9 protein-coding genes are annotated in these 17,427 nt (G+C 74.0%); all 9 read left to right on the forward strand.

Annotated features, from left to right (window positions below):
• The first annotated feature begins 74 nt into the window (after window positions 1-74).
• The 9 genes from WME98_RS23135 to WME98_RS23175 all read left to right on the forward strand — a co-directional run bounded on the left by WME98_RS23135 (window position 75) and on the right by WME98_RS23175 (window position 17,376).
• The gene (locus WME98_RS23135) at window positions 75-659 is read left to right on the forward strand and encodes a Uma2 family endonuclease (protein ID WP_437953230.1); all 585 of its coding nucleotides are present in this window, start codon (window positions 75-77) and stop codon (window positions 657-659) included.
• A 25-nt stretch (window positions 660-684) separates the two neighbouring features.
• Window positions 685-1,929, forward strand: a complete 1,245-nt coding sequence (locus WME98_RS23140; RefSeq protein WP_437953231.1) for a molybdopterin molybdotransferase MoeA — start codon at window positions 685-687, stop codon at window positions 1,927-1,929.
• A 59-nt stretch (window positions 1,930-1,988) separates the two neighbouring features.
• Window positions 1,989-3,542 (forward strand): BNR repeat-containing protein, encoded by a 1,554-nt coding sequence (locus WME98_RS23145; RefSeq protein ID WP_437953232.1) that lies wholly within the window; start codon window positions 1,989-1,991, stop codon window positions 3,540-3,542.
• A 215-nt stretch (window positions 3,543-3,757) separates the two neighbouring features.
• Window positions 3,758-4,723: a type II secretion system protein GspC gene (gene gspC, locus WME98_RS23150; protein WP_437953233.1), complete on the forward strand. Its 966-nt coding sequence runs from the start codon at window positions 3,758-3,760 to the stop codon at window positions 4,721-4,723.
• Between the two features lie 166 nt (window positions 4,724-4,889).
• Window positions 4,890-6,311: an SPFH domain-containing protein gene (locus WME98_RS23155; RefSeq protein WP_437953234.1), complete on the forward strand. Its 1,422-nt coding sequence runs from the start codon at window positions 4,890-4,892 to the stop codon at window positions 6,309-6,311.
• A gap of 112 nt (window positions 6,312-6,423) precedes the next feature.
• Entirely contained in the window at window positions 6,424-8,730 is a 2,307-nt protein-coding gene (locus WME98_RS23160) for a Kelch repeat-containing protein (protein ID WP_437953235.1), read from the forward strand.
• On the forward strand, window positions 8,730-11,054 hold the full coding sequence (locus WME98_RS23165) for a kelch repeat-containing protein (RefSeq protein ID WP_437953236.1): 2,325 nt from the start codon (window positions 8,730-8,732) through the stop codon (window positions 11,052-11,054). Before WME98_RS23160 ends, WME98_RS23165 begins: the two co-directional genes overlap by 1 nt.
• Window positions 11,051-13,339 carry a Kelch repeat-containing protein gene (locus tag WME98_RS23170; RefSeq protein WP_437953237.1) on the forward strand — a complete coding sequence of 763 codons (2,289 nt, stop codon included), beginning with the start codon at window positions 11,051-11,053 and terminating at the stop codon, window positions 13,337-13,339. Before WME98_RS23165 ends, WME98_RS23170 begins: the two co-directional genes overlap by 4 nt.
• Window positions 13,339-17,376, forward strand: coding sequence for a kelch repeat-containing protein (locus tag WME98_RS23175; protein WP_437953238.1), 4,038 nt, complete (start codon window positions 13,339-13,341; stop codon window positions 17,374-17,376). The genes WME98_RS23170 and WME98_RS23175 overlap by 1 nt, the downstream gene beginning before the upstream one ends.
• The last annotated feature ends 51 nt before the right edge of the window (window positions 17,377-17,427 follow it).

A 17,427-nucleotide genomic window follows, 5' to 3' on the forward strand; every position in this document is an offset into this window, starting at 1 on the left:
GGCCGCGCCGCGGCGGGCGCGGGCGGCACCGGAGGGGGGCTTCCCGTGCCATACTCCCGCGGGAGGCCACGAACGTGAACGCACCCGCCCGCAAGCTCTCCTTCACCTACGCCGAGTACCTCGAGCAGGAGCGGGCGAGCCCGACCAAGCACGAGTACCTCGGCGGCGAGATCTTCGACATGGCCGGCGGCACGCCGGAGCACGCGCGGCTCGCGGCGCGGGTGACCGTGGCGCTCGGCGCGCAGCTGGCGCGGCGCCCCTGTGACGTGTTCTCGTCCGACCTCCGCGTGCGCGTCCTCGCGACGGGCCTCGCGACGTACCCGGACGTGAGCGTCGTCTGCGGCAAGCTGGCGCACGATCCCGAGGACGAGCACGCGGTCGTCAACCCGCTGGTGCTCGTCGAGGTGCTGTCGGACTCCACCGAGGCGTACGATCGGGGGGAGAAGTTCGCGCACTACCGCCGCATCCCCTCGCTCAAGGAGTACGTCCTCGTCTCGCAGGCGCACCCGCGGATCGAGGTCTTCCGGCGCAACGAGGACGACTCGTGGACGCTCTACGAGGCCGGGCCCGGCGAGCGCGCGAGGCTCGCGTCGATCGACGGCGTGCTCGACGTCGACGAGGTCTATCGCGGCGCGCTCGAGACCTCCGCCGCCGGCTGAGGGGCCGACGGTCCACGGAGCCCCGATGCGCGACGTCCGGATGCGAGGTTTCCGCGAGCAGACGACGGTCGAGCGGGCGCTCGAGGTGCTCGGGCAGCGGATCCGGCGGCTCGGCGACGAGCCGGTGCCGATCGCCCGGGCGGCGGGGCGGGTCACGGCCGAGCGCGTGCTCGCCCGGGCGAGCGTGCCGCACTTCGCGCGCGCGGCCATGGACGGGTACGCGCTCGCCGGCGAGGCGACCTCCGGCGCGGCCGCCGGCGCGCCGGTCGAGCTCGCGCTCGTGGGCGCGTCGTTCCCCGGGCGGCCTCACGCGGGGGCGATCCGCCTGGGCGAGGCCGTGCGGATCACGACCGGCGCCCCGGTGCCCGAGGGGGCGGACGCGGTGCTCATGGCGGAGCACGCGGAGGAGGCCGCGGGCCCGGCCGGGGCGGCGGTGCTGCGGGTGCGCGCGCCGGTGCCGGCGGGCAAGCACGTCGCGTCGATCGGCGAGGACGTGATCGAGGGCGCGGAGGTCGTGCCGGCCGGGCGCCGGCTGCGGCCGCAGGACGTCGGCGTGCTCGCGTCGACCGGGGTCGCCGAGGTGCGCGCGGTGCGGCGGCCGTCGGTGCGGATCCTGATCACGGGCGACGAGCTCCTGCCGCCGGGGAGCGCGCCGAGCGGGGCGTGCATCGTGGACGCGAACAGCCTGGTGCTGTCGGCGCTCGCGCGCCGCGACGGCGTCGAGGACGTGGAGGTCGCGTATGTCCCCGACCGGCGCGAGGCGGTCCGGAGCGCCCTCGCGGCGGCAGGCGAGGACGTGGTGCTGGTCTCCGGCGGGTCGTCGGTCGGCTCGGAGGACCATGCGCCGCTCGTGCTCGCGGAGCTCGGCGAGGTGGCGGTCCACGGCGTCGCGATGCGCCCGGCGAAGCCCGCGGGGTTCGGGTTTCTGGCGGGTGAGCGGCCGGTGTTCCTGCTGCCGGGAAACCCGGTGTCGTGCCTGTGCGCCTACGAGTTCTTCGCGGGCCCCTCGATCCGCGCCCTGGGCGGCCTGCCGCGCGCGTGGCCGCACCGGCGGCGGCGGTGCGTGGTGGCGCGCGAGATCGCCTCGCTGCCGGGGCGCGTCGATTACGTGCGGGTGCGCGTCGAGGGAGACCGGGTGTTTCCGATCGCGACGAGCGGCGCGTCGATCCTGTCGTCGACCACGCGCGCGGACGGCGTGGTCATCGTGCGCGCCGAGGACGCGGCGGTGGGAGAGGGCGCCGAGGTCGAGGTGCTGCTCTACGACGCGTGAGGCGAGGCGGGGCCGCGCTTGGTGCCGCCGCGGAACGGCAGTACCCTCCGCCAACACCCATGATCCTTCGCTTTCCCTCCTCCCTCCTGCTCGTCCTCGTCTCGGCGGGTTGCCTGGCGAGCTGCGGCGACGGCGAGCGCGATTCGACCCCCGGAGGCTCCGCCTCAGGCGGGGGCGCGGGCGGAGGCGGCGCGAACCTCGGCGGCGGCGGGACAGGAGCGACCAGCCCCGAAGCCACCGGCGCGGGCGGCGGCGCGACCGCGAGCGGCGCGACCGCGAGCGGCGCGACCTCCGGCGGCGGCGGCGCGGAGGCCGTCGCGCCCGGGATCGTCAAGCACGCCGAGGGCAAGCTCGCCGAGTCGGGCCTCACCGTGGTGTCGTACGGTGGTTACCTCAACGGCGAATCCTTCCAGCAAGACGCGATCGTCTCGTTCGGCGGTTATCAATACACGGCCTTCTGGAACACCAATCGCAATGTCGTCCTCGCGCGACGGCAGCTGCCGGCCCGCCCGGGCGGCGCCGCCGGGGAATGGCAGAAGTTCGACTTCAAGGACTACCGGCTCAGCGCCGACGACGCCCACAACACCATCTCTCTCGGGATCGCGCCCGGCGACGGCACGCTCCACCTCGCCTTCGATCACCACGGCAGCACGCTCCACTACCGCCGCTCGGTCACCGGCCTCTTGACCGACCCGGAGGGCACCGCCTGGGCCGCCGCGAGCTTCGGCGCCGTCTCGAGCGCGCTCGTCGGCTCGACCGCCGTGACCCTCGTCACCTACCCGCGGTTCGTCACCGAGCCCGGCGGCGACAAGCTCCTCTTGAGCGCCCGGATCGGCGAGAGCGGCAGCGGCGACGAGCACCTGTGGGAGTACGACACGACGGCGCACGCCTGGAGCGCGCTCGGCGAGTACATCGAGGGCACGGACGCCAGCATGAACGCCTACCTGCATGGGCTCGCGTACACGCGCGGCGGCGCGCGCCTCCACGCGGCCTGGTGCTGGCGGGACACGCCGAACGCGACCACGAACCACGATCTCCTCTACGTCTACAGCGACGATCACGGGCGCACCTGGCACAACAACGCAGGGGAAAAGGTCGCGACCACCGGCGCCGCCTTCGTCACCCGGAGCACGGCGGGCCTGTCCGTGTGGGCCATCGGCCAGAACCGAGGGCTCATCAACCAGGAGCACATGACCGTCGACGAGAGCGGCCGGGTCCACGTGCTGCTCTCGCACCTGCCCGACGCCGAGGCCGACGACGCGAATTTCACGAACGCACGGGCGCGCAGCGAGTTCTTCCATTACGTCCGGGATCCGGAGGGAACCTGGACGCGCCACGGCCTCGGCCTGCGCGCGATCGAGAACTTCCGGGGAAAGCTCGCGATCTCCTCCACCGAGAACGTCTACGCGATCCTCCCTGATCTGCGCATCGCCGGCGCCTCGCCGAGCGACGGCTATGCGACCTGGACGCTCCTCGACGCCTCCGACGCGGGCCGATTCTTCTCCGATCCCCTGATCGACGCCGCCCGCCTCGAGGCCTCGGACGAGCTCACCGTGTACTATCCCGAACGGGGATCCGTGAATATCTGGGGCCTCGAGTACTCCCTGAAGTGAGCCGCGCGAACAGCGCTCCTCCCCGCTGAGCGCGCGCCTGTCCGGGCCAGATCCCGCCCGCGCCGCGGCGATGACCCGCGCGCGGGCACGCTCGGTGCTCGCCCTGACGCGCGGTCTTGCCGGTGGCGAGGGCGTGCACTGCCGCGACCTCCGCGGCGGCAAGGGACACGCGCGCCGCGAGCCCCGGCGCGCTCCCGCCACGAGGAGCGTTACCAATGAGCCCCGACGCGTTCGTCAAGCGCGGATTCGCATTCATCGTGGGAGGCATGGTCGCGGTCTCCGCGTATTATCAGGCCTCCGGGGTCGCTCAGCTCATCGCCCATCAGATCGCGCGGGACGGCGCCCCTCCCGCCCTCCCGGAGCGAGCGCCCGCCCCGGCGCCGCCCGCCGACGACCGCGCGACGAGCGCGGCGCCCATCCTGGAGCGCAATCCGTTCGACTCCACGACAGGGCCGCTCGTGCCTCGGCCGAGCGCGGCGACCGCCGGCCAGGCGGATCTCTCTCAGCGCGATCCCTACCTCGCGCCGCCGTGCGATACGGGCCGCGTCGTGCTCATCGCGGTGTCCGAGGACCCGGAATGGTCGTTCGCCGCCGTCGAGGCGGAAGGCGGACGCACGGCCCTCGGGCGGCGCGGGGGGGAGATCGGCGGCCGGAAGGTCGAGCACATCGCCTGGGATCGGGTGTGGATGACGTCGGGCGGCGCGCGCTGCCAGATGCAGCTCGGCAAGAAGAGCGACAATGGCGGCAAGAAGGCGGCCGAGCCGCAGCCCAGGGCGCCGGATCCGCCCCGCGCGACCCCGTCGCGCGCGTCCGGCAGGAGCGACGTCCCGCCCGAGATCGCCTCGCGCATGAAGCGCGTGAGCGACACCGAGATCGACATCGATCGATCGGCCGCCGAGAAGATCTTCGAGCAGCCCGAGATCGTGACGACCACCTCGGCGGCGATCCCGGAGATGCGGGACAACCAGGTGGTCGGGCTGAAGATGATGATCAAGCCGGGCTCGGTGCTCGAGTCGCTCGGGCTGCAGAGCGGCGATCTCGTGAAATCGATCAACAGCATCGACCTCACCGACCCGCAGAAGGCGATGATGGCCTACACGCGCATGCGCTCCGACAAGAGCCTGTCCGTCGTCGTCGAGCGCGACGGCCGCCCGGTGAGGCTCAGGGTCAACATCCGCTGACGCGAGCCGCCCCCGCGGCCGCGACGGGCCGCGGCGCTCCATTCTGGAGCGGCGCGCGCTCCATCGCGGATCGCGGCGGCGCGCGAGGCGGCGGCGCAGCGCCCCATTTCCCCTATCTCCCGTCTGGCTCGGTTCCTGCGAAGCCCGTCCTCACGAGGGAGAGGCCATGACGCACATCGATCGACGCAGGGTCATCACGAGCGACGAGGGCAGCGCGGGCGCCATCGTCCACGCGGGCGACCGCGGGGCCGGGGCGGCCGGCCGCGAGCGATACGAGCAGGGCTGGCGCGCCGGCAAGCCGGCCGAAGATCCGGAGAAGCTCAAGAGGTGGGGGCGCATCAGCGCGAAGCCGAGCGAGTACCTGATTCACATGCGGCGAGGCCACCTGCGGCCCACCTCGGGACAGGGCGCCTCGTGCTTCAAGCTGCCCGGCGACAGCGTCGCGGTCGTGCCGACCACGATCCAGAAGCTCCAGTTCACGGCCGACCAGGTCACCCTCGAGAAGGTGGGCGTGGAGGTCACGGGGCTCGCCGTCTATCGCATCGCGGACCCGCTCGTCGCCTTCCGGATGCTGAACTTCTCGTTCCCGGAGCGCGCGCAGGAGAAGCTCGAGGCGCTGCTCGTCGACATGTTCGCGGGCGCCGCGCGCCGGCTGATCGCGAACCTGTCGGTCGAGGAGTGCCTGACGCGGCGGAAAGAAGGGATCGCCGGAGAGCTGATGCGGGAGATCGTGCCGGTCGTCTCGGGGCGCGGCAGCGCCGACGACACGACCGACAAGGGGTGGGGCGTCCTCGTCGACTCCATCGAGATCCAGGACGTGCGCATCCTCTCGCCGGCGGTCTTCGGCAACCTGCAGGCGCGCTACCGAAAGGAGCAGGAGCGGATGGCCCGCGAGGCGTCGCTGCTCACCGAGCGCGCCGTCCAGCAGGGCGAGGCCGAGGCGCAGCGGGCGATCGAGCTGACGAAGCTCGCCGCCGAGGTCGAGCTGCGCACGCGCCGCCAGGAGACCAGCGAGAAGGCGCGCCTCGAGGAGATCGCCTCCGAGGCGCGGATCGAGGAGGCGCGCCTCGCGCACGAGCAGCAGATCGCGGCGCGCTCGGCGCGGGCCGAGATCGAGAAGACCGCGCTCGAGGCGGAGGCCGCGGCCGCGCGCCACGCGGCGGAGATGGCCGCGGGCGCCCACGAGATCGACCTGCTCCGGCAGCGCGCGGCGATCGCGGACGCGCGGCGGCTCGCGGCCGAGGCCGAGCTCGCCATCGCCGAGATCGAGGCGAGGAAGGCGCGGCTCGCGCAGGAGCTCGAGCTCGGGCGCGCGCGGGCGCTCCGCGAGATCGAGAACGCCGTGTCCCCGGAGATCATCCGGCTGACGGTGGCGCAGCAGATGCCGGCGCTCGCGGCCGCGTTCCAGCAGCGGATGGGCGAGGTGCACGTCACGGCGGTCGACGGGGCGAACCCGTTCGGATACATCGCGGCCGCCGTGGAGGGGGTGATGGGGCTGGCCCGCGCGGCGGGGCTCGAGGGGCCCCCGGCGCGGGCGCAGAAGGCGGAGCCGCCCGCGGAGGGCGCGCGCGGCGACGGCCGGCCTTGAGGCTCGCCGCGGCGACGCGAGCGCGCACGACGCCGTCGCAGCGGGAGGCTAGGCGGGCCGCGGCAAGGCTGCTCTACTCGGCGCGGCGAGACGCGACGTGCCAGCACCATCCTTGACATCGAGGCGATCGCTCCCGACGCCGTCACCCCTGCTCGCGGCCGCGCTGCTCCTCGGCGGCTGCGGCGCGGAGCCGGAGGACACGTCCGCCGCGGCGCTGCGCCTGCGCTTCCCGGAGCACGCGGACGTCGTGCTGTCGGCGCGCGAGGCGTTCGCCCCGGCGGCGGACGGGTTCCGGCTGGCGGCGACCGAGCCCGGCGGGGCCTGGATGCGGGCTGCGCGGCCGGAGGTGGAGCTGCCCCGCGACGGGAGCGGCGCGATCCGGTTCCGCCTCGCGGACGGCGGCGAGATCCGGGTGAGGGAGCTCGGCGCCGAGGGCGAGGGCGCGATGGCGGAGCGCGCGGTGAGCTACCGGCGCGCGGGTGGGACGTCGTTCTGGACGGCGACCGACGGGGGCGTGGAGGAGTGGCTGCTGCTCGAGGCGGGGGTCGCGCGCGCGGGCGAGGTGGTGGCGGCGTGGGCGGTGGAGGGGGCGCTGCTGCGCGAGCGCGGCGCGGCGGTGGAGCTCGTGGACGAGGCGCGCGGCGCGCCGGTGCTGCGCGTGACGGCGCCGCGCGCGTACGCGGCCTCGGGGCGGCCCGTGGCGGTGGCGCTGCGGGCGCGGGGGGCGCGCGTCGAGCTGTCGATTGATGCGGGCGACGCGGGCGACGCGGGCGGCGAGGCGGTGCTCGTCGATCCGGTCTGGGAGCCGGCGGGGCGAAGAATCGTCGAGGTCAGGCGAGATCACACCGCGACGCTGCTGTCGCAGAGCGGCAAGGTCCTTGTGGCGGGCGGTCTCGCCCGGCTCGAAGCTCTCGCCAGCGCGGAGCTGTACGACCCGGCAGACGACACCTGGAGCCCCGTGAGCCAGACGATGCTCGTAGCACGCTACAATCACACCGCGACGTGGCTGGAGAGCGGCGAGGTCCTCGTGCTCGGGGGGCAGCGCGACAACATCAACGCCCCCGCGGTGGAGCCCGTCGACACCGTGGAGCTGTACGATCCCGAGACCGACACCTGGACGCCGAGAGCATCCATGGCCACGTCGCGGGCTTATCACACCGCGACGCTGCTGCCGGATGGCGAGGTCCTCGTGACGGGCGGAATGGCGGGAATCCGCACCCTTTCCAGCGCGGAGCTGTACGACCCGAGGACCGACACGTGGACCTCCGCGGCGCCGATGAACGACGCTCGCCTGGAACACGGCGCGGCGCTCTTGCGGCCGAGCGGCAAGGTCCTCGTGGCGGGAGGATGGGGATTCAGCGGCGAGCTCGGGAGCGCGGAGCTGTACGACCCGGAGACCGACACCTGGACGACCACGGGGGCGCTGCCCGGAAGCGGTTGGTTCCCCGTCGTCATGGCGCCGCTGCCGAGCGGCGAGGTCCTGGCCGTGGGCACGCTTCGAGCGGCGCGGTACGATCCGACAGCCGGCACCTGGTCCGCCACGGGCCCGATGTTCGGGCTGCGCCAGTCGCCCAGCGCGACGACGTTGCACAACGGCATGGTCCTGGTCGCGGGTGAGCCCTACGCCGCCAGGGGCGGCGGGGCCCTCAGGAGCGTGGAGCTGTACGACCCGACCGACGACACCTGGAGGCAGACGGCGCCCACGAACGGTTCGCACAGCTATCACTCCGCGACACGGCTGCTGAGCGGCGATGTGCTGCTGGTCGGCGATTCCGAGTACGCAGAGCGGTATTCGATCGTCGGACTCCGGTGTGCGTCGGACGCCGAGTGCGGGCTCGCCGCCTGCGTCGATGGCGTTTGCTGCGAATCGCGGTGCTCCGAGCCCTGTCACTCGTGCGCCATGCCCCCGTCGCTCGGCCGCTGCGTGCTCCAGCCGAAGGGCTTGGATGCTCGCGGCGAATGCGCGCGCGAGGGCTGCGATGGATCGTGCGATGGGCTCGGCGCCTGCTTCGCCGTGCCCAAGGACGGCATGTGCGCCCCGGCGCAGTGCCGCGACGAGACGCACAGCATGGCGCAGGTCCTCTGCCCTGCCGATGGAGCCAGCTGCGCGGGCGCGAGCAGCGATGGCCGGGAGGTCGTGGATTGCGCGCCGTACGATTGCGATCAGGTCAGCGGCACCTGCAAGGTCGAGTGCACCTCGTGGCAGGACTGCGCGCCGGGCCATGCATGCGACTTCTCCGGGCGCTGCGTGCCCGCTCCGCCCGCCGAGATCCGGGGGTGTAGCGCCGGGCCAGCCCTCGCGGCGGCGAGCGCCTCCAGGGCCGGCCTCGGCGCCGCGTTCCTTGCGCTCCTCGCCGTCGCGCAGCGGAGCGCCTCGGTCTTCCGGGGCCGATTCACACGACGGCGGAGGGACTCCTGATGTCACCGCGCGGCTGCCTCAGCCGCGTCCAGCCGCGCTTCACCGCGCTGCTCTGGGCCGCCGCATGGCTCTCCGGCTGCAGCGGCGAGGTGGATCCGCCTGCGTCCGCCGCGGCCCTGCGCCGCCAGTTCCCGGACCAGTCCGCGGCCGTGCTCGAGGCGCGCGAGGCGTTCGTCGGCGACGGGGAGGGGTTTCATCTGGGCTCGGCCGAGGTGAGCGGGAGACCCTCGCGGCCGCACGTGGTGCTGCCTCGCGAGGGCAGCGATCCGATCCGGATCCGCACGCCGGCAGGAGTCGAGGTGCGGGTGCGAGAGCTCGGGGCCGCGGGGGAGGGCATGGCGGTGGAGCAGGCCGTGGCCTACCGGCGGAGCGGGGGGACGTCGTTCTGGTCGGCGACCGAGCGCGGCGTGGAGGAGTGGCTGCTGCTCGACGAGGGCGTGGCGCGCGGCGGCGAGGCGGTGGCGGCGTGGGAGGTGGAGGGCGCGACGCTGCGCGAGCGCGGCGAGGCGGTAGAGCTCGTCGAGGAGGGGAGGGGGACGGCGGTGCTGCGGGTCTCGGCGCCGCGGGCCCACGCGCTCTCGGGGCGGCCTGTGGCCATGGCGCTCAGGGCGCGGGGCTCGCGCATCGAGCTCACGGTGGACGCGGGCGGCGAGGCGGTGCTCGTGGACCCGGCGTGGGTGCTGACCCACGGCGCGATGAACGTCGCGCGGAAAGGTCATACCGCGACGCTGTTGCCGAGCGGCTTCGTCCTCGTGGCGGGCGGCTTCGAGGACGACCTTCTCGACGGGACGGTCGTCACGTTCGACAGCGCGGAGCTGTACGACCCGGCGGCCGACTCCTGGAGCCTCACGGGGAGCATGAAGCACGCGCGCGCCTGGCACACGGCGACGCTGCTCTCGAGCGGCGAGGTCCTCGTGACGGGTGGTGTGCTGAGGAATCTCCAAGAGTTTGACCTCATGCTCGAGACCGCGGAGCTGTATCATCCGGAGACGGGCACATGGACCGACGCGGCGCCGATGCATCTCGACCGCGTCGGTCACACGGCGACGCTGCTCCGGAGCGGTAAGGTCCTCGTGGCGGGCGGGGGCCAGAACGCCTTCTTCACCGACAGCGTGGAGCTGTACGACCCCGCGTCCGACCGGTGGGAGCTCATGGCTCCGATGGACGACCCGCGCGCTGGGCACAAGGCGACGCTGCTCTCGAACGGCGAGGTCCTCGTGGCGGGCGGATCTTACGTTCCCGGCGCGTACGCCACGGCGCAGCTGTACGACCCCGAGACCGATCGGTGGGAGTTCACGAAGGAGCCGATGAACCACGCGCGCAGCGGTATCACGATGACGTCGCTGCCGAATGGAGAGGTCCTCGTGGCGGGCGGCTGGCTCGCGAGCGCGGAGCGATACGATCCGGGGACCGGGCGCTGGACGCTGACGAGCCCGATGAACCGCCGGCGGGGGGGCTTCACCGCATCGCTGCTACCCGACGGCATGGTCCTCTTCGCGGGCGGATTGACCGACAACTCTTTCTACCTGAGCAGCGCGGAGCGGTACGACCCGGCAGCCAATACCTGGGCCTTCACGACCTCCATGAGCTCCCCGCGCGTCGGGCACACCGCCACGGTGTTGTCGAGCGGCGAGGTGCTGGTGGCAGGGGGGAATTACTCTGACTACGCGCTCGCCGAGACCGAGCGGTTCGGTCTGGCCCGGGGGGAGGCGTGCACCGCGACGACCGCTTGCTTGTCCCCCGATATCTGCGTCGACGGCACCTGCTGTGACGTGCCGTGTCCCTGCGGCACTTGCGGCGCCCCGGGGACCGAGGGGCGCTGCGGCGAGGCAGGCAGCCCGGAGAAGGCCGGCTCGATCTGCGCGCCGTCCAGGTGCGAAGGCGACCTCAACACCTTCGCGGCGGTGCGGTGCACGACGGCGTCCTCGGCGTGCCCCGAGCAGGTGAGCGTGCCCTGCGTCGCCTACCGATGCGATCCGCAGAGCGGCACCTGCAGGCAGAGCTGCGCCTCGATCGACGACTGCTTGTCGGGCTACGTCTGCAACCTGCGCGGCCACTGCGTCCCGGCGCCGCCGGCGCCGGAGGCCGCGTCCGGCTGCAGCGCCGGGCCGGGCCGGGCCGCCCCCGTCGCGGCGTGCGCCGCCGGCGCGCTGCTCCTCGCGCTCGGCGTCGCGCGCCGTCGGCGACGCCGCGCCGGAAGGCCCGCCGCGACGACGGCTCGAGCGCGCATGACGCTGTCGCAGCCGGAGGCTAGGCGGGCCGGGGCAACGCTGCTCTACTCGGCGCCACGAGACGCGCCGTGCCGGCAACACCCGCTTCCTTGAGACGATCGCTTCCGACGCCGTCACCCCTGCTCGCGGCCGCGCTGCTCGTCGGCGGCTGCGGGGCAGAGCCCGACGACATCGCGGCGGCCGCCGGGCTGCGACGGCGCTTTCCGGCGCATGCGGACGCCGTGCTGTCGGCGCGCGAGGCGTTCACCCCGGCGGCGGACGGGTTCCGGCTGGCGGCGGCCGAGCCCGGCGGGACGTGGGCGCGGGCGGCGCGGCCGGAGGTGGAGCTGCCCCGCGACGGGAGCGGCGCGATCCGGTTCCGGTTCGCGGACGGCGGCGAGATCCGGGTGAGGGAGCTCGGCGCCGAGGGCGAGGGCGCGATGGCGGAGCGCGCGGTGAGCTACCGGCGCGCGGGTGGGACGTCGTTCTGGTCCGCGACCGAGCGCGGCGTGGAGGAGTGGCTGCTGCTCGAGGAGGGCGTCGCGCGCGGGGGCGAGGTGGTGGCGGCGTGGGAGGTGGAAGGGGCGCTGCTGCGCGAGCGCGGCGCGGCGGTGGAGCTCCTGGACGAGCGGAGCGCGGCGCCTCTGCTGCGCGTGACGGCGCCGCGCGCCTATGCGGCCACGGGGCGGCGCATGACCGTGGCGCTCCGGGTGCGGGGGGCGCGCATCGAGCTGTCGATCGACGCGGGCGACGCGGGCGACGCGGGCGAGGCGGCGCTCGTGGATCCCGCGTGGGAGCCGGCGGGGCGCAGCAACATCGCGCTCAGGCGAGATCACACCGCGACGCTGTTGCAGAGCGGCAACGTCCTTGTGGCGGGCGGTAGCGACTGGCCCGAGGCTTTCGCCGACGCGGAGCTGTACGACCCGACAGACGACACCTGGAGCCTCGTGGGCCAGATGTGCGCAGGGCGCTACCGTCACACCGCGACGCTGCTGAAGAGCGGCGAGGTCCTCGTGCTCGGGGGGAACTACGACGACGTTAACGGGGCCGTGCCCGTCGACGCCGTGGAGCTGTACGATCCCGAGACCGACACCTGGACGCCGAGAGCATCCATGGCCACGTCACGGGCTGAGCACACCGCGACGCTGCTGGAGAGCGGCGAGGTCCTCGCGGCGGGCGGAGCGGCGGGAATCCGTACTCTCTCCAGCGTGGAGCTGTACGACCCGAGGACCAACGCGTGGACCTCCGCGGCACCGATGAACGACGCTCGCGAAGGCCACGCTGCGGTGCTCTTGGGGCCGAGCGGCAAGGTCCTCGTGGCGGGAGGATGGGGGACCATCGGTCGGCTCAGGAGCGCGGAGCTGTACGACCCGGAGACCGGCACCTGGACGACCACGGGGGCGCTGCCCGGAAGCGGTTGGTTCCCCGTCGTCATGGCTCCGCTGCCGAGCGGCGAGGTCCTGGCCGTGGGCACGCGGGGAGCGGCGCGGTACGATCCGGCAGCCGGCACCTGGTCCCCCACGGGCCCGATGGTCGGACGGCGCCCCTCGCCCAGCGCGACGGCGTTGCTGAACGGCATGGTCCTGGTCGCGGGTGAGCCCTCCTCCTCGGACAGCGCGTCCTACAGGAGCGTGGAGCTGTACGACCCGGAGACCGACGCCTGGACCGAGACGGCGCCCACGAACGGTTTGCACAACGACCACTCCGCGACACGGCTGCCGAGCGGCGATGTGCTGCTGGTCGGCGAATCCGTGTACCCAGAGCGGTATTCGATCGTCGGACTCCGGTGTGCGTTGGACGCCGAGTGCGGGCGCGGCGCCTGCGTCGACGGCGTCTGCTGCGAGTCGCGGTGCTCCGAGCCCTGTCACTCGTGCGCCATGCCCTCGTCGCTGGGCCGCTGCGTGCTCCAGCCGAAGGGCTCGGATGCTCGCGGCGACTGTGCGCGCGAGGGCTGCGATGGATCGTGCGACGGGCTCGGCGCCTGCTTCGCCGTGCCCAAGGACGGCGTGTGCGCCCCGGCGCAGTGCCGCGACGAGACGCACAGCGTGGCGCAGGTCCTCTGCCCCGCCGATGGAGCCAGCTGCGCGGGCGCGAGCAGCGATGGCCGGGAGGTCGTGGATTGCGCGCCGTACGATTGCGATCAGGTCAGCGGCACCTGCAAGGTCGACGAATGCAGCTCGTGGCAGGACTGCGCGCCGGGCCATGTATGCGACTTCTCCCGCCATTGCGTGCTCCCTCCGCCCGCCGCGAGCCCGGGTTGTAGCGCCGGGCCGGCCACCGCGGCGGCGAGCGCCTCCAGGGCCGGCCTCGGCGCCGCGCTCCTTGCGCTCCTCGCCGCCGCGCAGCGGAGCGCCTCGGTCTTCCGGGGCCGATTCCCACGGCGGCGGGGAGGCTCCTGATGTCCCCGTTCGGCTCCCTCAGGTGCGTTCTGCCGCGCCTCACCCTGGTGCTCTGGGCCGCCGCGTGTCTCTCCGGCTGCAGCGGCGAGGTGGATCCGCCTGCGTCCGCCGCGGCCCTGCGCCGCCAGTTCCCGGACCAGTCCGCGGCCGTGCTCGAGGCGCGCGAGGCGTTCGTCGGCGACGGGGAGGGGTTTCATCTGGGCTCGGCCGAGGTGAGCGGGAGACCCTCGCGGCCGCACGTGGTGCTGCCTCGCGAGGGCAGCGAGCCGATCCGGTTCCGCACGGCGGCCGGGGTCGAGGTGCGGGTGCGAGAGCTCGGGGCCGCGGGGGAGGGCATGGCGGTGGAGCAGGCCGTGGCCTACCGGCGGAGCGGGGGGACGTCGTTCTGGTCGGCGACCGAGCACGGCGTGGAGGAGTGGCTGCTGCTCGACGAGGGCGTGGCGCGCGGCGGCGAGGCGGTGGCGGCGTGGGAGGTGGAGGGCGCGACGCTGCGCGAGCGCGGCGAGGCGGTGGAGCTCGTCGAGGAGGGGAGGGGGACGGCGGTGCTGCGGGTCTCGGCGCCGCGGGCCCACGCGCTCTCGGGGCGGCCTGTGGCCATGGCGCTCAGGGCGCGGGGCTCGCGCATCGAGCTCACGGTGGACGCGGGCGGCGAGGCGGTGCTCGTGGACCCGGCGTGGGTGCTGACCCACGGCGCGATGAACGTCGCGCGGAAAGGTCCTACCGCGACGCTGTTGCGGAGCGGCCTCGTCCTCATGGCGGGCGGCTTCGACGACGGCGCTGTCGACGCGGCGATCGTCACGTTCGACAGCGCGGAGCTGTACGACCCGGCGGCCGACGCCTGGAGCTTCACGGGGAGCATGAAGCACGCGCGCGCAGGGCATACGGCGACGCTGCTCTCGAGCGGTGAGGTCCTCGTGACGGGTGGTGTGCTGGTGAATGTCCAAGAGGCTGACGTCGTGCTCGAGACCGCGGAGCTGTATCATCCGGAGACGGGCACATGGACCGACGCGGCGCCGATGCATCTCGACCGCGTCGATCACACGGCGACGCTGCTCCCGACCGGTAAGGTCCTCGTGACCGGCGGGGGCCAGAACGCCTTCTTCATGGACAGCGTGGAGCTGTACGACCCCGCGTCCGACCGGTGGGAGCTCATGGCTCCGATGGGCGACCCGCGCGCTGGGCACGAGGCGACGCTGCTCTCGAACGGCAAGGTCCTCGTGGCGGGCGGATCTTACGTTCCCGGCCCGCACGCCACGGCGGAGCTGTACGACCCCGAGGCCGATCGGTGGGAGTTCACGAAGCCGATGAACCACGCGCGCGGCGGTATCACGATGACGTCGCTGCCGAATGGAGAGGTCCTGGTGGCGGGCGGCTGGATCGCGAGCGCGGAGCGATACGACCCGGAGGTCGGGAGCTGGACGCTGACGAGCCCGATGAGCCGCAGGCGGGTGAGCTACACCGCATCGCTGCTACCCGACGGCACGGTCCTCTTCGCGGGCGGAGTGAACGACAGCGCGTTCTACCTGAGCAGCGTGGAGCGGTACGACCCGGCGACAGATACCTGGACCGTCACGACCTCCATGAGCTCCCCGCGCGTCGGGCACACCGCCACGGTGTTGTCGAGCGGCGAGGTGCTGGTGGCAGGGGGGAGCTCCTCTGGCATCGCGCTCGCCGAGACGGAGCGGTTCGGCCTGGCCCGGGGGGAGGCGTGCACCTCCACGGCCGCTTGCTTGTCCCCCGATATCTGCGTCGACGGCACCTGCTGTGACGTGCCGTGTCCCTGCGGCACCTGCGGCGCCCCGGGGACCGAGGGGCGCTGCGGTGAGGCAGGCAGCCCGGAGAAGGCCGGCTCGATCTGCGCGCCGTCCAGGTGCGCCGACGAGCTCAACACCTTCGCGGCGGTGCGGTGCACGACGGCGTCCTCGGCGTGCCCCGCGCAGGTGAGCGTGCCCTGCGTCGCCTACCGATGCGATCCGCAGAGCGGCGCCTGCAGGCAGAGCTGCGCCTCGATCGACGACTGCGTGTCGGGTTACGCCTGCAACCTGCGCGGCCACTGCGTCCCGGCGCCGCCGGCGCCGGAGGCCGCGTCCGGCTGCAGCGCCGGGCCGGGCCGGGCCGCCCCCGTCGCGGCGTGCGCGGCCGGCGCGCTGCTCCTCGCGCTCGGCGTCGCGCGCCGCCGTCGACGCCGCGCCGCCAGCGCTCTCGGCACGCTCGTCGCGCTCGCCGCCGCCTTCGGCGCGCAGGCCGCCGCGCTCGCCCAGCCGGCCGCGGCTCCGGCCTCCCCCGCGCCGCCTGCGGCCTCGCCGCCCGCCGCCGCGGCTCCGGCGCCGCCGCCCGCCGCGGCTCCGGCGTCGCCGCCCGCCGCCGCGCCGCCCTCGGTCGCCGTCGAGCCGCCGCCCGCCGCGGATCCCGTCGCCGAGGCGCGCGCCCACTTCGAGCGCGGCCTCGATCTGTATCGCCAGGGCGCCTGGGAGGCCGCGCTCGCCGAGTTCCTCGCCTCGCGGCAGGACTATCCGACCTGGAGCGCCACCTCGAGCGCGGCGCTGTGCCTCCAGCAGCTCCGCCGCTACGACGAGGCGCTCGCGCTCTTCGAGACCCTGCTCGGCGACTTCGCGCAGCGGCTGCCGCCGGAGACCAGGAACGCCGCGCAGCAGGCCGTCGTGCGCCTGCGCGGGCTGGTCGGCACCGTCGACGTCGCCGACGCCGAGATCGGCGCCTCGATCATGGTCGACGGCCAGCGCCGCGGCGACTACCCGCTGCCCGCGCCGCTGCGCGTCGGCGCGGGCAGCCACGTGATCCGCGTCTACAAGGACGGCTTCGAGCCGTTCGAGACCCGCGTCGACGTCGCCGGAGGGCAGGTGGTCCGCATCCTGTCGCGCCTCCAGAAGCTCGTCGAGTCGGGGCGCCTGCGCGTCATCGAGCGGAACGGCAAGGCGCTCGACGTGCTCGTCGACGGCTACACCGTCGGCAAGACGCCGTGGGAGGGGCCGCTCTCGCCCGGCCATCACACGGTGGTGCTGCGCGGCTCGGGCGACCTCGGGACCATGCCCGCCTCCGTGATCATCCGGCTCAAGCAGACGACGCCCCTCGCCCTCTTCGCCGAGGAGCTGAGCGCGACGCTCCGGATCGAGCCCACGCCGGTGTGCGCGAGCGTCACCGTCGACGGCGTGGCGCTCGGCAGCGGCATCTGGGAGGGGCGCCTGAGCCCCGGCCGGCACCGGATCGAGGTCGCCGCGGGCGGCTTCGTCACCGCGCAGCGCGAGGCGGTCCTCGCCCGCGGCGCGCGCACGGTCGTCTCCGTGCCGCTCGAGCGCGTGCGGCTCGGGCGCCCTCCGGGGCGGTTCCTCGTCGAGCTCGACGCGGGCCCGGCGTTCCTGCCGTCGTTCGGCGGCGCCGCCGCGGTCCAGTGCACGGGATCGTGCTCGATGGGCGTCGGCGCAGGCGGCCTCGGCGCGATCCACGCCGGCTACGAGCTCTGGTCCGGCTTCGGCTTCGGCGTGACGACCGGCTACCTCCAGGTGCACCAGACGGTGGCCGCCCGGCGCATGTCGCTGCAGATCCAGGACAGCCTGCCGGACAGCTCCGGCGCGGCCGACGACGCCCTCGTGCTCCGCGGCTTCCTGGCGGGCGGCTGGGCCGGCCTGTCGCTCGGCGACCGCCACCGCTTCTCGGTCCGGCTCGGCGCCGGCGCCCTGCTCGGCACCGTGCGCGACGAGCGCACCGGCACGTTCACCTCCGCCAGCGCCATGGAATTCCACCTCGATCCCACGGTGGCGCAGGACCCTGCCAGGTTCTTCGTGATGACGCCGGAGATGCGCGGGGGCCTGCGCTTCGGGGATCACCTCGCGGTGACGGCCGGCCTCGCGGCGGCGGTCCTGGTCCGGCTGAAGGAGCCCGTGTGGACGAACCCCCCGGAGGGCGCCTACGGCCGGATCGACCTCGATCGCGGGTACTTTGCCAGGTTCGAGCAAGAGTCGCTCGCCGGCACGGTGATGGTCGTGATCGCGCCCAAGATCGGGATGCGCTACACGTTCTGACGTGGCGTGGGGGGGCCGGTCTGGCTGGCCCGACCCGTACTGTGGGAGCGC

The organism is Sorangium sp. So ce296, assembly GCF_051529605.1.
Taxonomy (GTDB): Bacteria; Myxococcota_A; Polyangia; order Polyangiales; family Polyangiaceae; genus Sorangium; species Sorangium cellulosum_D.

Coding starts and splice junctions, on each gene's coding strand:
- WME98_RS23140 (WP_437953231.1), top strand. CDS start 685: ATGCGCGACGTCCGGATGCGAGGTTTCCGCGAGCAGACGACGGTCGAG.
- WME98_RS23145 (WP_437953232.1), top strand. CDS start 1,989: ATGATCCTTCGCTTTCCCTCCTCCCTCCTGCTCGTCCTCGTCTCGGCG.
- gspC (WP_437953233.1), top strand. CDS start 3,758: ATGAGCCCCGACGCGTTCGTCAAGCGCGGATTCGCATTCATCGTGGGA.
- WME98_RS23155 (WP_437953234.1), top strand. CDS start 4,890: ATGACGCACATCGATCGACGCAGGGTCATCACGAGCGACGAGGGCAGC.
- WME98_RS23165 (WP_437953236.1), top strand. CDS start 8,730: ATGTCACCGCGCGGCTGCCTCAGCCGCGTCCAGCCGCGCTTCACCGCG.
- WME98_RS23175 (WP_437953238.1), top strand. CDS start 13,339: ATGTCCCCGTTCGGCTCCCTCAGGTGCGTTCTGCCGCGCCTCACCCTG.